This is a genomic window from Aliiroseovarius sp. F20344 (assembly GCF_023016155.1).
In the GTDB taxonomy this organism is placed as follows: Bacteria; Pseudomonadota; Alphaproteobacteria; order Rhodobacterales; family Rhodobacteraceae; genus Aliiroseovarius.
This window is the reverse complement of record NZ_JALKBG010000005.1, coordinates 139,989-153,611: the sequence shown is the minus strand read 5'-3', so window position 1 is coordinate 153,611 and position 13,623 is coordinate 139,989. Positions and strand designations below refer to the sequence as shown.

Here is a 13,623-nt window from a genome sequence, read left to right as displayed (position 1 = left end):
CGTCGCATGTAGCAGGGAATACCCCACCCCGCAACAGGCTTGAGTGGGTTTAACGCCAACATTCTGGACGTAGGTTTCGTAAGATTCCAGCCTCATTTCGTCCATACCCCTTAACCCTAGGGACAAATTCGTGATCGAGGTGTGAATTTCCGGGCTCTCAATTCGGAATACCATCGCATACCGAATTGCCCATCAATCGCGATTCCTTTGTGCCAGTAACGTTTTTGGCGCTGAACGGTCCCTGACAAACACAACTGATTCTGTTGGTTACAACCCACCATGTCGTGGCGTGCTTGGCTCCGGCACAGCCAATCCCTCCAGCACTTTCAGAGGGCGGCGAACGGCTTGTGCCAGACCCGGTCGTTTGGGTGCAGGAACCTGCTTGGTGACCTCCACCATCAACACCCCCCCAGCAAGGATCACCGGCACTTGATGCCCTGCCCTTTCCCAAAACGCTCCGGTCTTGCGCCAGAAGCGTTTTGCCGATGGGGGTTGATAGAGCGACGACAGATGCCGTTCGACTTGGAAGCCATGCTCACGCAATTGCGCCTCGAGCTGTCCAAGGGAATACGGACGGCCATATCCAAACGGTGTCGCATCTGAACGCGCCCACAATCCCGCCCGGTTAGGTGCGATGAACAAAGCGCTCCCCCCGGGACCAAGCACGCGATAGCATTCATCAAGCAGCTGGCTGGGCGTCTCGGATGTCTCGAGCCCATGCATCACAACCAGCCGGTCCACGATTCCGGTATCCAGAGGCCAAAGCGTGTCTTCAACCAGCACCGAGACATTCGGAAGCCCCGCGGGCCAAGGCATTACCCCTTGCGGGGCGGGCATCAACCCAACGACACGGCGCGCTGTTTTTAGATAGGGGCGCAACAGGGGGACGGCGAAGCCAAATCCAGCGACGGTTTGCCCCTTGCACTGAGTTTCAGGCCACAACGCAACGACTTTGTCGCGGATCGCCTTTTGGGCCGCACGCCCCAGCATGCTGCGGTAATAGAAATTTCTGAGATCTTGCACATCAAGATGCATGAAACGTCACTCGACCCAGGTCTGTTGAGGGCCGAGACTACCTGAACACCTGCAAATTGGAATGCCCGATCTGCATGCCAAGTGTCCTATGAGTCGCCCCCGGTTTTACGCAACACGATCGCCAAGTTATTGGCGGGCATTTCGATCAAATCAGCCTGACGCAAACCAACTTCTGCACTCCACGCTTCAATTTTCTCGAGATCCTTATAGCCGATCTGCGCATCATGAGCTGTAAGGGATGCGTGAAACGCCTCGTCCCCTTCGCTGCGAAAGGCTCCACCCGTCCGAAACGGGCCGTATAGGAACCAACTGGCACCGGGGGCAAGATTGCGCGACACGCCAGCAATCACGGCGCGTGCCGTCTGTGTATCAATCAAATGCATCAAATTTACGGTCACGATCATCGACATCGGTCCCGTACGCCATGACGGTGCACTTGCATCCAGAAACTGCGCCATCCGCATATTTTGGACACCTTTCTCAGCCCTCCAAGCATCAATGCTGTTTAAACGGGTCGGTTCGATGTCTGTTGGTTGCCAAATCACATCTGGAAAAGCGCGGGCATATTCCACGATATGCTCACCCGTTCCCGAAGCCAGCTCTAACGCAACACCCTGTTTGGGAACAAACGGCCCCATGGCTTCAAGGATCGGTGATAGGTTGCGCGCGGCAGAGGGCGCAGACAAGCGGCTATCAGAATGCTGATGCGCTGTTGAATGGGGCTTCTCTCCTGCCATTTTTATCCCTCGGGCGCATAACCAGTATTGAGGCTCGGGATAGTTTGAGCAAGACTGATTAACCAATACGGAGGACCAGAATGCTCGAACTCGTCACAATTCCCTGCCTTTCGGATAATTATGCATTTTTACTGCACGACGCCAAGACAGGAAAAACGGCGCTTATCGACACCCCAGACCCACTGCCGATTGAGGATGAACTTGAAACGCGCGGTTGGACCTTGTCGGAAATCTGGTTAACGCACCATCACTGGGACCATATTGATGGGGTTGCAGATCTGGTCGCCTCGACCGGGGCGCGCGTCGTCGGGGCGGAAGTGGATCAGCATCGCCTGCCGCCGCTTGATCAAGCTGTCACGGCTGGGCAGAGCTTCGGTTTTTCAGGTCACGATGTACTGGTCTCGGACGTATCAGGTCATACCATCGGGCACATCGCGTACTACGTGCCAGATGCAAAAGCCGCCTTCACCGGCGATAGCTTGATGGCTATGGGATGCGGTCGTCTGTTCGAAGGCCGCCCAGAGCAGATGTGGGACAGTTTGCAGCGCCTTTCTAAGTTGCCACCAGATACGCAAATCTGTTCGGGCCACGAATACACCGGCGGAAATGCATCCTTCGCGATCACCATTGAACCGGACAATCAGGCCCTGCGCGCCCGTCGGGAACGCATTGAAGCTGCCCGCGCGCAGGGATTGCCAACCGTCCCGTCTTTGCTATCGGAAGAGCTGGAAACCAATCCTTTTTTGCGGGCGCACTTGCCCTCGGTCAAAGCATCCCTACATATGGAAACCGCAACAGACGCTGAAGTCTTTGCCGAAATTCGGGCTCGGAAAGACAATTTCTAAGCAAAAATCCGCAAAATCACGCTTGTGCGAGCAAAAATTGACCAAAAGGGTCTTGATAGCGACGCAAGGACAACCGAACCTTAACACTATGAGGCAACGGTAAAAGGCGAAGCAATCGCCGGCGGGAAATCCGCAGAACTTACGAGGAGTGCGCAACATGCCATCTTTTTCAAAACCCCTCGAAGAAGCCATTCATCAGGCTTTGGCGATAGCCAATGACCGCAAGCACGAACTGGCAACGCTTGAACATCTGCTTCTGGCGCTTCTGGACGAACCTGATGCGGCGCGCGTGATGAAAGCGTGTTCCGTTGATGTTGAGGTGTTGCGCAAAGTTCTGATCGAATTCATCGATGAAGAACTGACAACGCTGATCACCGACATCGAAGGCAATGAAGCGGTGCCAACTGCCGCCTTTCAGCGCGTGATTCAACGTGCAGCAATCCATGTTCAAAGCTCAGGCCGGACCGAAGTCACTGGCGCCAATGTGCTTGTCGCAATCTTTGCCGAACGCGAATCGAACGCGGCCTTCTTCCTGCAAGAACAGGATATGACCCGCTATGATGCCGTGAACTACATTGCCCATGGCGTGGCGAAAGAACCCGGCTTTGGCGAAGCTCGGCAGGTTTCCGGTTCTCCTGAATTTGACGATGAGGATGTTCAAGACGCCCAGCCCGCTGAAGAAAATGACAGCGCGCTCGCAAAATACTGTGTCGACCTGAACGCAAAAGCTCGCGAAGGGGATATCGACCCGCTGATCGGGCGCGCCCACGAGGTTGAGCGCTGCATTCAGGTGCTGTGCCGCCGCCGCAAGAACAATCCCCTACTGGTGGGCGATCCCGGCGTTGGTAAAACCGCAATCGCGGAAGGTCTGGCAACGAAGATCGTTGCTGGCGATACACCTGATATCCTTTCAGAAACCACAATTTACTCGCTCGACATGGGCGCCCTTCTGGCTGGCACACGCTATCGCGGTGACTTCGAAGAGCGTCTGAAAGCCGTCATGAAAGAGCTTGAGGATCACCCGGACGCCGTCTTGTTCATCGACGAAATCCACACGGTCATCGGCGCTGGTGCGACATCTGGTGGGGCGATGGACGCCTCGAACTTGCTGAAGCCTGCCCTTCAAGGCGGCAAACTGCGCTGCATGGGGTCGACCACCTATAAAGAGTTCCGCCAGCATTTCGAAAAAGACCGTGCGCTCAGCCGCCGGTTCCAAAAAATCGACGTGAATGAGCCGACAGTCGATGACGCGGTGAAGATCCTTCAGGGACTGAAACCGTATTTCGAAGAGCATCACGGCGTAAAGTACACGGCCGATGCCATCAAATCAGCCGTTGAACTGTCTGATCGCTACGTGAATGACCGCAAACTGCCAGACAAGGCGATCGACGTGATCGATGAGGCGGGCGCAGCCCAACATCTGCTGATTGCTTCGAAACGACGCAAAACCATCGGCACGAAAGAAATCGAGGCCGTGGTTGCCAAGATCGCTCGCATTCCGCCAAAGAGCGTTTCGAAGGACGATGCAGAAACCCTGCGTGATCTGGAGAAATCCCTGAAGCGCGTCGTGTTCGGTCAGGACAATGCGATCGACGCATTGTCATCAGCCATCAAACTGGCGCGCGCAGGTCTGCGCGAACCCGAAAAACCCATCGGCAACTATCTGTTCGCCGGGCCGACAGGTGTGGGTAAAACCGAGGTCGCCAAACAACTGGCCGACAATCTTGGTGTAGAGCTTTTGCGTTTCGACATGTCCGAATACATGGAAAAACACGCCGTTTCGCGCCTGATCGGGGCCCCTCCGGGCTATGTTGGATTTGATCAGGGTGGGCTTCTGACCGATGGCGTCGATCAGCATCCGCATTGCGTGTTGCTGCTGGACGAGATCGAAAAAGCACATCCGGATGTCTACAACATCCTGCTGCAGGTCATGGATAATGGCGAGCTGACGGACCACAACGGTCGCACAGTAAGCTTCCGCAACGTGGTCTTGATCATGACCTCAAACGCGGGTGCCGCTGAGCAAGCTAAATCTGCCATCGGCTTTGGTCGTGACCGTCGCGAAGGCGAAGACACTGCCGCCATCGAACGCACCTTTACGCCGGAATTCCGCAACCGCTTGGATGCGGTGATCAGTTTCGCGCCTCTTGGCAAAGAAGTAATCCTGCAAGTGGTCGAGAAGTTTGTGTTGCAGCTGGAAGCTCAGCTGATGGACCGTGGCGTTCACATTGAACTGACACGCGCTGCAGCCGAATGGATTGCAGACAAGGGCTATGATGATCGCATGGGGGCACGTCCGCTGGGTCGTGTCATTCAAGAGCACATCAAGAAACCATTGGCCGAAGAACTGTTGTTCGGCAAGCTGGCCAAGGGCGGACTGGTTCAGGTGGGTGTCAAAGCAGGCAAGCTGGACATCCGTTACGAAGAGCCGAAAACCCCGCGTATTGGTCGCCGCAAGAAGCCCCCGCTTCTGCCTGCAGATTGATGCGCGCCCTTTGGGCGGCAATCACATTGATCAGCGCCGCAACCCAGGTTGCGGCGCGCGATCCAATCTTAAGCTTTCCGGTTGACTGCAAACTGGGCGACGACTGCTTCATTCAGAACTATGTAGATGCTGACCCAAGCGCAGGGGCTTCGGATTTTACCTGCGGATCACTTAGCTATGACGGCCATGACGGCACGGACATTGCGCTAATCTCGGACATGGCAGCCAAGGGCGGGGTAAACATTACACCCGTCGCACCCGGAGTTGTTCGGCACATCCGAAACGACGCTGACGATCATTTCTTCTCTGCCCCTTTGGACTATCCCGATGGCCAGGAATGCGGAAACGGTTTGATCGTGGATCATGGGGGTGGTTGGGAAAGCCAGTATTGCCACCTACGCAAAGGCAGCGTGCCGGTGTCCATCGGCCAGAAAGTCGGGCTTCAGTCGGCGTTAGGACAAATCGGCATGTCGGGACTGACCGAGTTCCCCCACCTTCATCTAACACTGCGCAAAAACGGCCGCGTGGTTGATCCGTTTAATGCGGACGCTTTGATCTATTGCGGTGACGATCAGACGACATCTCTCTGGGCCACAGAACCAGAATATCAGCCCAGCGGTTTCGTGAATGCGGGATTTCGTTTCAACGTCCCGGATTTCGAAGTCATCAAATGGGGGCAGGCGCATCGGCCGACAATCGAAATCTCGGAAGGTGGGCTGGTGTTTTGGGCACACCTGTTTGGGGCACAAGCAGGCGACATAATGCATCTTCTCATTCGCGGCCCGAATGGCGTTTTCGTTGATCACACCGAAACGCTGACATCCACACAAGCCCGCGCGATGCGCGCAGTTGGGCGAAAGCTGCACCAAGCAAACTCAACTCCCGGTTCCTATCACGGGACGGCCACGTTGCTACGCAACGGGAAAGTTGTCGATCGCGCCGCGTCCTCAACCACTCTGAAAAGCGCGCCTTAGCGTTCGGTCAATTTCAATTCGATCCGGCGGTTTTGCGCGCGGGCTTCAATGGTGTTGGCGGGATTGACCGGACGGTATTCCCCAAACCCGGTGGCGGCCAACCGTTCTGGTGGGAAGCCCAATTCGTCGATCATGTACTCCACAACCGACAATGCACGGGCTTGACTGAGCGCCCAGTTGTTGCGGAATTCACCCGTGCCGGACAATGGAACGTTGTCAGTGTGCCCATCAACGCGGATTACCCAATCCACTTCGTTTGGGATTTCACCAGCGACCTCTGACAAAAGCGTGGCAACCCGTGCGACTTGCGCTTTACCTTCTGGCTGCAGCTCCGCCCGGGCGCTGGCGAACAACACTTCCGACGAGAACACAAATCGGTCTCCGACAATCTGAACGCCTTCGCGATTTCCAAGAACAGAACGGAGCTTTCCAAAAAATTCAGACCGATAGGCCGAAAGCTCTTTGGCTTCTTCTTCCAGCCGTTTGCGTTCAGCCTCTTCCAGTTCGGCGCGTTTGCGTTCCTCGGCAGCGACACGCGCCAATGCGGCATTCAGCTCGGACCCGAGTTTCTGAATTTGCACCTGAGCTTGCTGATCGCGTGTTGAACCTTCGTCCAGAATGGCTTGCAGGCTGCCAAGTTGGGTCCGCAATGCCGCGACCTGTTCGTTTAACAGTGCGATCTTGCGCTGGCTTTCAGCGCTTTGCGCCTCTTCCTCGGCAAGTGCCAGGTTTGCGGCTGCCAACAAGCGTGCACGCTCCTCGGATTCGCTCAAGGCATCTGCTGAAATGCGTTCCGCTTCCAACCGTGCAGCCAATTCGTCTTCCAAACGGTCGCGCAAATTGGCCGTGTCCGCACCCGCTTCCGCCTGTTCTTCCAGTTGCAACAAGGCCACCGCCAACCGCTTGTCCATATCGACACCCGCAGCCTTTGCTGCTGCCAACAAAGTAAGCGTTTCTTCCGCCCGCTTGCGCTCTTCTTCCAGCGCAAGCGTCATGGCCGTCAGCTCTGTATCAGCGTTCTTCAATCGCTCACGCAACGCCTCGGCAGCTGCTGCTTCGGCGAGCTTTCCAGCCTCTTCATCGCTGAGGGCTTTCTGGCCATCTTCAACTTTGACTTCCAGATCTGCGACCAGCGCTTCCAACGCCTCGCGCTTCGCGGCGGCCAATCGTGCGGCCTCGGTGCCCGCATCGATCTCATCACGCGCTTTCGCAAGTGCCAGATTCAGCGCTTCCTGTTCCGTAATTAGCTTCGTACGGGCTTCCTCAAGCTCTGCAACTGAGGCACTTAGAGCTTCACCCTCTGCTAGGGCCCGATCACGTTCCGACAACAAGGTCGCAACCTGCGCCTCAAAGCTTGTGATCCGTGCTGCCTGTGCGGTCAGCTCTGCAGCCTGATCTTCCGTCTGCGTAGTCAGTTGCGCAATAAGCGCGGCCTGTGCATCCGAGATCGATCGCGCCTCGCTCAGCGTTGCATTCAACGTCCCAACTTCGCCCTGAAGCGCTTCGGTCCGGTTGCGCTCAAGCCCCAAGGCATCCGCAAGTTCGGACACCTGAGCGGAAAGTGAATCAAGTTCATCCGCCTGACCGGAAATGGTTTCACGCAAGATAAACTGAACGATCATGAAGATGGTCAGAACGAACATCAGCACCAACAGCAATGCCGTCATGGCATCCACAAAGCCGGGCCAGATTGACCCGCTTATGCGTTGGGTAGATCGGCGGCTCAACGCCATGGCTTAGTCCTGCTCCTGACCCGAAGCGACACGGATCGCGTGGGTCAAGGTTGCCAAATCGCCACGAAGATCGGACAGACTTTCCTGCCGTCCGGCCTGCATCTCTTCCAGGATGCGCAAAAGCTGCACATCGATCGAGCGCAGGCGCATTCGACTTTCCGCATCCACCTGCGTTTCTTCATCTTCTTGCGCATTCGCTTCAAGGATCCCGCGCACGGCCTCTTGGCTTTCGGCAATCTGCATCAGCGCCTGCGTCTGCCCATCATCCTGCGCAAGCTGTGTGGTCAAAGCTTCGATATTGGTCGCAAGCGACCGCAAACGTTCGTCCATCATCGTGCGCTGCGCGTCTGACTGGACGAACATGGTTTGCATGGTTTCAATCTGCTCAGCCAGAATGCCCAGATAGGCGCCAGCTTCGGCCGCGTCATCTCCATCTCCGCCCGCGTAACTTAGCTTGGTGATGGTCGACAGCCATTCTTCCAATTCGCGATAGAAGCGATTCTGGCCGTGTCCTGCGAAAAGCTCCATCAGCCCAACGACCAACGATCCTGCAAGCCCAAGAAGCGAAGACGAGAACGCCGTGCCCATGCCGCCAAGCTGTTCTTCCAATCCGGTCATCAGACGGTTGAACACCTCGACCCCGCCTTCCCCTTCGCCCGGAGCGAGGGATCGGATGGTTTCGACCACGGCTGGAACCGTGGTGGCCAGTCCAAAGAACGTGCCCAACAGGCCAAGGAAAATCAAAAGGTTGACGATATAGCGCGTGATGTCGCGCGCTTCATCAATTCGCGTGGCGATACTGTCCAAGATCGAGCGTGACGACGCGGAGCCGATCTGAAGCTGTGATCCGCGATTTGAACGCAGCAGCGCTGCCAAAGATGCCAGAAGGCGCGGTGCGCGTTCCGGATCGTGATGTTCGCGCTTTTGCACAAAGCCTTCGATCCAACCGACCGAAGCAAACACCTGCCAAACTTGCCAAAAACAAGCCAAAAGCCCGATCACGAAGACAAACAGGATAAACCCGTTCAGATAGAGATTTGCCATGAAGACAGGCAAAACATGCGGCAAGGCAACAAACGTGCCAAAGCCCACAAGCCCCAATGCAACCAGCATCAAGAAGATCTGGCGTACGGGATGAGTGAAAGACGGCTCGATGCCTTTTCTTTTGGGCGCAGTCAGCGTCCCGCGATCCGGTTGATCCATGCGGGGAAGGTCCTTGTCGCCATTGTTATTGGCGACAGGATAGGCAGGTTTTCAGCCCCTGCCAAGCTTTCTGTCTGCAGATATCAATTGCCCGTTAGCGCCCGGACCTTACGTGACAGCCAAGACAAATCTTCATCCTCGATACCAAGTTCGGTCAAGTGGCTGGCTGTGTTGTACAGATACTCTGTGTTTGGCCCTCGTCCACCAATAGCAGAGGCAATAATTCGGGCCTGCTCCACCAACTCAATCTGGCAGTATTGGACGTGATCTGGATCAATAACATAAGTCACTGCTTGCACCCGTCGCCCGTCTTGCAAATTAATCGTCAATTGCTTCTCAAGATAGGCAGACGAGACAAGCTCGCGTTCGCGCAGGTCCGCCATGGTCTTATCGTAGGTGCCGGCACGCGCCCGAAAAGCCAAGCCTTGGCAATGCGCACCAGCAAGCTCATCCAAGGCCAGAACCAGCCCCGGGTGTTCTTCCGTTCCCCGATGATGGATCGAGCGCATGCAAAAGCTTCGATGATATTCAGGCAATGTCGCGACAACAGCTTCGTCGTGATCGAAGCCGGGATTCCACATCAAGGAACCGTATCCGAACACCCACAAGTCATCATTGCTCATTTTGCTCGCCCTTCTGTTTCACGCAGATTAAACACGCCTATAAACACGTGTTGTGCAAAAGGGAAAGTGTCATGCGCAAGTTGGTTGTGATTGCGGTTGTTCTGGCCGGTCTTTGGGCTGGCTATTGGTCTATCGGTGCCAAGGGGGTCGAAACTGCATTCAACACATGGATCGACGATCGCCGCAGTGAAGGCTGGGTATCACAAACACAAGATATCTCGACCCAAGGATTCCCCAATCGCTTTGATACGATCTTCACGGGGCTAGAGCTTGCCGATCCCGAAACCGGTCTGGCGTGGCGCGCGGACGAGTTTCAGATCCTCGCGCTTTCCTATCAACCCAATCATGTGATTGCGGTGTGGCCGGGACAGCAAGTGCTGTCATCCCCTGAACAAAATATCACCTTCGAAGCAGACGAGTTCAAAGGCTCGTTGGTATTTGATGCCCATCCGGACCTTCCTTTGGATCGCAGCTCGATTGTGATTGAGAACCTGTCGATGCAATCCAGTGCGGGTTGGACCTCGGGACTTATGAGCGGGCAGATCGCCACGCGAAAGTCCTCGGTAGCTCCCAATCGGTATGACATTCATTTCGAAGCCTCCGACCTATTGCCCGCTTCTTCGTTCATCCAAAGTTTTGCGGATGGAGAGCTGCTGCCCCCGGTTTTTGAGAACGCGTTGCTGAAAGCCAGCGTTGATTTTACCAGCCCTTGGAATCGGCACGCAGTTGAAGATGCGCGGCCGCAGATCACACGGATTGATCTGCAAGAACTAGATGCAAAATGGGGAGAGCTAGGGCTGAAAGCCGTGGGAACGGTTGATGTTGATGAACGCGGCATCCCAACCGGCGAAGTTGCAATCAAAGCCAAGAATTGGCGCACGATGGTGCAAATCGCCGAAGCCTCGGGCAGCCTTGCACCTGAACTGGTCAGCACCGTGACGGGAGCGCTTCAGTTTGTGGCAGGACTATCAGGCAACTCGGAAACGCTGGACGTGACGCTGCGCCTGTCCGGCGGGGCCGTGTTCCTTGGGCCAATCCCCATCGGGACAGCTCCGATTATCAAAATTCGCTAAGGCACAACCTCAACGGCAATATGAACCACTGCGATAGCGGGCCGTATCAAAATGGAAATGGTCCTGATGATACCGGTCTGCATTGGGGCCCAATACGGTTCCAAATGGTCCGCATGCGGCTTTGTGCATCTTCTTCAGAACTTTGCTATGCACCGGATCGCGCCACCCGCGCAGAACAGATAACTCGGTGCCATTCTTCAGACGGATCCCCGCGATATCCACCGCGCGACCCTTGCCGTGTTCACTGATCCTCGCCCCGCGCTTGTTGTTGCGCGTGCGGCAGGCGTAATGCGCCACGACGCGAAGCGACGACGGCCCGCCCCCCAAACGACCAACCGACGGAAACACGCCATTGCGCACCCAGTTGTTCAACGCTTTGGCCGTCGTGCAGTCCATCAACGCTGCCTGACTTAGCTTCACGCCTGAGACCTCGGTCACGCGGACGGGGGAAGCAATGCCACAACCCTTGATCTTTCCCGGAACCGACGAAACCGCCTGCCCCTTGATTTCGTTCACACCACAAATTCTGCCACGCTTGCCTGAGGTTGCGGGTTTGGGCGTTGAAGATGCGATTTTCCGTGCAAAACCCTTGGGGCGTTTGGCTGGCCGCAACGAACGTGCGACGGCAAGTTTCGTTGGCGCAATAGACACCACGGGCACGATCACAGCGTCAGCTTGGGTTGGGCGCGCTTGCGGGCGTTGAAGCGTTAACGCCTCGGGTTCTTCCTGCGTTTCCGGGCGCGGCTCAGGCCGCGTGGTCTCGGCTGCTGCGACACCAGCGTTGAACACCATCCAAAACGCAATCGCCCCGATCCGCATGGGATACTTGCAGCCAATCAAACTCGTCATCATACCCTCGTGTATGGCTTAGTCGTGTTTTGCAGAGCGCCCAAAATCTGGTGCATCCGTGTCCTGTCCGGCTTCAATGATACCACGCCGGATCGCGCGGGTTCGAGTGAAATAGTCAAACAGGTGGTCACCATCCCCCTGGCGAATGGCGCGTTGCAAGGCAAACAGCTCTTCTGTGAAGCGGCCAAGGATCTCTAAGGTTGCGTCTTTGTTGGACAAAAACACATCTCGCCACATGGTAGGGTCCGATGCGGCGATGCGCGTAAAGTCGCGGAAACCCGCCGCTGAATAGTTGATCACTTCGGTATCGGTCACACGACCAAGATCGTCTGCGACCCCGACCATCGTGTAGGCAATCAGGTGCGGCGCGTGGCTGGTTACGGCAAGAACGAGGTCGTGATGGTCCGCATCCATCATTTCGACATTTGCGCCCATGCCGCGCCACAAATCTGAAAGTCGCTGAGTTGCTGTTTCATCAGCACCGTTGGGCACAAGAATGCACCAGCGATTGTCATAAAGCTCGGCAAAGCCAGATCGCGGTCCGCTATGCTCGGTCCCTGCAAGGGGGTGGCCCGGGATGAAATGAACACCTTCGGGCAGATGCGGGGATACGGCGTCAATGACGGCACCCTTCACAGATCCCACATCCGTCACGGTCGCGCCTTTGGCGAGAACCGGACCTATTTCCTGCGCAACAGCCCCCATCGCACCGACGGGAACCGCCAGGACGACAAGGTCAGCACCTTCGGCGGCTTCGGCAGCCGTATCCACAATGCGGTCACAGAACCCCAGCTCTTTGGCCGTTTCGCGCGTTTCCGCAGATCGCGCGGTCCCTACGATTTCGCCAGCCAAACCGCCACGGCGCATAGCATGTGCCATCGACGAGGCGATCAGACCCAGCCCAATCAAGGCCACACGTTGATATATCACACTCATAATGCGCCCCCGTTCTTTGGGTTGCCCTCGGCTTTCGGAGGTACGCCCTTGAACCGCCCAATCATATGCGCCACCCGGCGGCAGGAGGCCTCATCGCCAACCGTGATGCGCAAGCAGTTCGGTAAACCATAGCCCGCAACCCGGCGCACGATAATGCCTTCACTTTGAAGAAACTCATCACAAGCGTTTGCTTCATCCTCATCCGCGAAGCGTGCGAGTATAAAGTTGGCACATGACGTGTCCGACGGAACGCCCAGTTCCGCCAACGATTCAGCCAGCCAAGCCCTGAGACGAGTGTTTTCTTGCAGGCAACGTGCAACATGTTCGCGGTCGCCCAGCGCAGTTTCTGCGGCATCGAGCTGAGGCATCGACAAATTGAACGGTCCCCTCACGCGGTTCAGAACTCCGATTATCTCGGCCGAACCATAGCCCCAACCAATGCGCAGACCGCCCAACCCATACATCTTCGAGAACGTGCGCGTCATGACCACATTTTGATGCTTTTCAACAAGCGAAGCGCCGCCATCAAACCCATCAACATATTCAGCATAAGCGCCATCAATGACCAACAGAACGTCATCTGGCAGCTCGCGGGCAAGGCGTGAAAGATCAGCGCGGCTGACCATAGTGCCCGTTGGGTTGCCCGGGTTCGTGACAAAAACCAGCGACGTCTTAGGGGTCACGGCCTGCAAGATCTCATTCACATCGACCATACGTTCACGTTCGGGCACTTTGACAGGGGTCGCACCCGCCGCTAAAGCCGAAATCTTGTACATCGAAAACCCGTGCTCGGTGTAAATCACTTCCGTTTCCGGACCGCTGTAGCACTGACACAGAAACGTAATGATCTCGTCCGAACCGACGCCACAGATGATGCGTTCAGGATCAAGTCCGTGCAGCGACCCGATGGCCGCACGAAGGCTGGCGTGATCCGTGTTCGGATAGCGATGCAACTCATGACCGGCTTTTTGGAACGCCTCGACAGCCAGCGGGCTTGGCCCGAATGGGTTTTCGTTCGAGCTGAGCTTGATGACGTTCGTCACCCCCTCGATCCCCGAGGCACCACCTACATAGGGCTTGATCTTCATGATCCCCGGCTGGGGCACAGGTTTTGTCATGACGTCGCCTTT

At 56.2% G+C, this 13,623-nt stretch carries 12 protein-coding genes; 4 read left to right on the top strand and 8 right to left on the bottom strand.

Annotated elements, in window-relative coordinates:
- Nucleotides 1-267: 267 nt before the first annotated feature.
- Complete coding sequence (locus MWU55_RS04960) at nucleotides 268-1,035, bottom strand: methyltransferase domain-containing protein (RefSeq protein WP_246934649.1); 768 nt, start codon at nucleotides 1,033-1,035, stop codon at nucleotides 268-270.
- A gap of 86 nt (nucleotides 1,036-1,121) precedes the next feature.
- The gene (locus tag MWU55_RS04955; RefSeq protein ID WP_246934648.1) at nucleotides 1,122-1,772 is read right to left on the bottom strand and encodes a DUF938 domain-containing protein; all 651 of its coding nucleotides are present in this window, start codon (nucleotides 1,770-1,772) and stop codon (nucleotides 1,122-1,124) included.
- Between the two features lie 80 nt (nucleotides 1,773-1,852).
- Here MWU55_RS04955 and gloB point away from each other — a divergent pair, with 80 nt between their 5' ends.
- The 3 genes from gloB to MWU55_RS04940 all read left to right on the top strand — a co-directional run bounded on the left by gloB (nucleotide 1,853) and on the right by MWU55_RS04940 (nucleotide 6,076).
- Nucleotides 1,853-2,617, top strand: coding sequence for a hydroxyacylglutathione hydrolase (gloB, locus tag MWU55_RS04950; RefSeq protein WP_246934647.1), 765 nt, complete (start codon nucleotides 1,853-1,855; stop codon nucleotides 2,615-2,617).
- 157 nt (nucleotides 2,618-2,774) lie between these two features.
- Complete coding sequence (gene clpA / locus MWU55_RS04945) at nucleotides 2,775-5,102, top strand: ATP-dependent Clp protease ATP-binding subunit ClpA (protein WP_246934646.1); 2,328 nt, start codon at nucleotides 2,775-2,777, stop codon at nucleotides 5,100-5,102.
- On the top strand, nucleotides 5,102-6,076 hold the full coding sequence (locus MWU55_RS04940; RefSeq protein ID WP_246934645.1) for a M23 family metallopeptidase: 975 nt from the start codon (nucleotides 5,102-5,104) through the stop codon (nucleotides 6,074-6,076). Before clpA ends, MWU55_RS04940 begins: the two co-directional genes overlap by 1 nt.
- Here MWU55_RS04940 and MWU55_RS04935 read toward each other — a convergent pair.
- From MWU55_RS04935 to MWU55_RS04925, 3 genes are all read right to left on the bottom strand, one after another.
- Nucleotides 6,073-7,809 (bottom strand): peptidoglycan -binding protein, encoded by a 1,737-nt coding sequence (locus MWU55_RS04935; RefSeq protein WP_246934644.1) that lies wholly within the window; start codon nucleotides 7,807-7,809, stop codon nucleotides 6,073-6,075. The genes MWU55_RS04940 and MWU55_RS04935 overlap by 4 nt on opposite strands.
- Before the next feature lie 3 nt (nucleotides 7,810-7,812).
- Nucleotides 7,813-9,012, bottom strand: a complete 1,200-nt coding sequence (locus MWU55_RS04930; RefSeq protein WP_246934643.1) for a biopolymer transporter ExbB — start codon at nucleotides 9,010-9,012, stop codon at nucleotides 7,813-7,815.
- A gap of 83 nt (nucleotides 9,013-9,095) precedes the next feature.
- A complete protein-coding gene (locus MWU55_RS04925) occupies nucleotides 9,096-9,635 on the bottom strand; it encodes a gamma-glutamylcyclotransferase (RefSeq protein ID WP_246934642.1) in 540 nt (179 codons plus the stop codon).
- 71 nt (nucleotides 9,636-9,706) lie between these two features.
- On the opposite strand from MWU55_RS04925, the gene MWU55_RS04920 reads away from it, so the two are divergent.
- Complete coding sequence (locus MWU55_RS04920) at nucleotides 9,707-10,708, top strand: DUF2125 domain-containing protein (RefSeq protein WP_246934641.1); 1,002 nt, start codon at nucleotides 9,707-9,709, stop codon at nucleotides 10,706-10,708.
- A gap of 9 nt (nucleotides 10,709-10,717) precedes the next feature.
- Here MWU55_RS04920 and MWU55_RS04915 read toward each other — a convergent pair whose 3' ends face one another.
- The 3 genes from MWU55_RS04915 to hisC are packed head-to-tail and all read right to left on the bottom strand — an operon-like array spanning nucleotide 10,718 to nucleotide 13,611.
- Nucleotides 10,718-11,557, bottom strand: a complete 840-nt coding sequence (locus tag MWU55_RS04915; RefSeq protein ID WP_246934640.1) for an extensin family protein — start codon at nucleotides 11,555-11,557, stop codon at nucleotides 10,718-10,720.
- Nucleotides 11,558-11,575: 18 nt separating this feature from the next.
- Nucleotides 11,576-12,493, bottom strand: coding sequence for a prephenate/arogenate dehydrogenase family protein (locus tag MWU55_RS04910; protein ID WP_246934639.1), 918 nt, complete (start codon nucleotides 12,491-12,493; stop codon nucleotides 11,576-11,578).
- Nucleotides 12,490-13,611, bottom strand: a complete 1,122-nt coding sequence (gene hisC, locus MWU55_RS04905; protein ID WP_246934638.1) for a histidinol-phosphate transaminase — start codon at nucleotides 13,609-13,611, stop codon at nucleotides 12,490-12,492. Before hisC ends, MWU55_RS04910 begins: the two co-directional genes overlap by 4 nt.
- Nucleotides 13,612-13,623: the final 12 nt, after the last annotated feature.

Excerpts from the sequence above, each read along its gene's own strand:
- MWU55_RS04960 (WP_246934649.1), bottom strand. The coding sequence starts at position 1,035 with ATGCATCTTGATGTGCAAGATCTCAGAAATTTCTATTACCGCAGCATG.
- MWU55_RS04955 (WP_246934648.1), bottom strand. The coding sequence starts at position 1,772 with ATGGCAGGAGAGAAGCCCCATTCAACAGCGCATCAGCATTCTGATAGC.
- gloB (WP_246934647.1), top strand. The coding sequence starts at position 1,853 with ATGCTCGAACTCGTCACAATTCCCTGCCTTTCGGATAATTATGCATTT.
- clpA (WP_246934646.1), top strand. The coding sequence starts at position 2,775 with ATGCCATCTTTTTCAAAACCCCTCGAAGAAGCCATTCATCAGGCTTTG.
- MWU55_RS04940 (WP_246934645.1), top strand. The coding sequence starts at position 5,102 with ATGCGCGCCCTTTGGGCGGCAATCACATTGATCAGCGCCGCAACCCAG.
- MWU55_RS04935 (WP_246934644.1), bottom strand. The coding sequence starts at position 7,809 with ATGGCGTTGAGCCGCCGATCTACCCAACGCATAAGCGGGTCAATCTGG.
- MWU55_RS04930 (WP_246934643.1), bottom strand. The coding sequence starts at position 9,012 with ATGGATCAACCGGATCGCGGGACGCTGACTGCGCCCAAAAGAAAAGGC.
- MWU55_RS04925 (WP_246934642.1), bottom strand. The coding sequence starts at position 9,635 with ATGAGCAATGATGACTTGTGGGTGTTCGGATACGGTTCCTTGATGTGG.
- MWU55_RS04920 (WP_246934641.1), top strand. The coding sequence starts at position 9,707 with ATGCGCAAGTTGGTTGTGATTGCGGTTGTTCTGGCCGGTCTTTGGGCT.
- MWU55_RS04915 (WP_246934640.1), bottom strand. The coding sequence starts at position 11,557 with ATGACGAGTTTGATTGGCTGCAAGTATCCCATGCGGATCGGGGCGATT.
- MWU55_RS04910 (WP_246934639.1), bottom strand. The coding sequence starts at position 12,493 with ATGAGTGTGATATATCAACGTGTGGCCTTGATTGGGCTGGGTCTGATC.
- hisC (WP_246934638.1), bottom strand. The coding sequence starts at position 13,611 with ATGACAAAACCTGTGCCCCAGCCGGGGATCATGAAGATCAAGCCCTAT.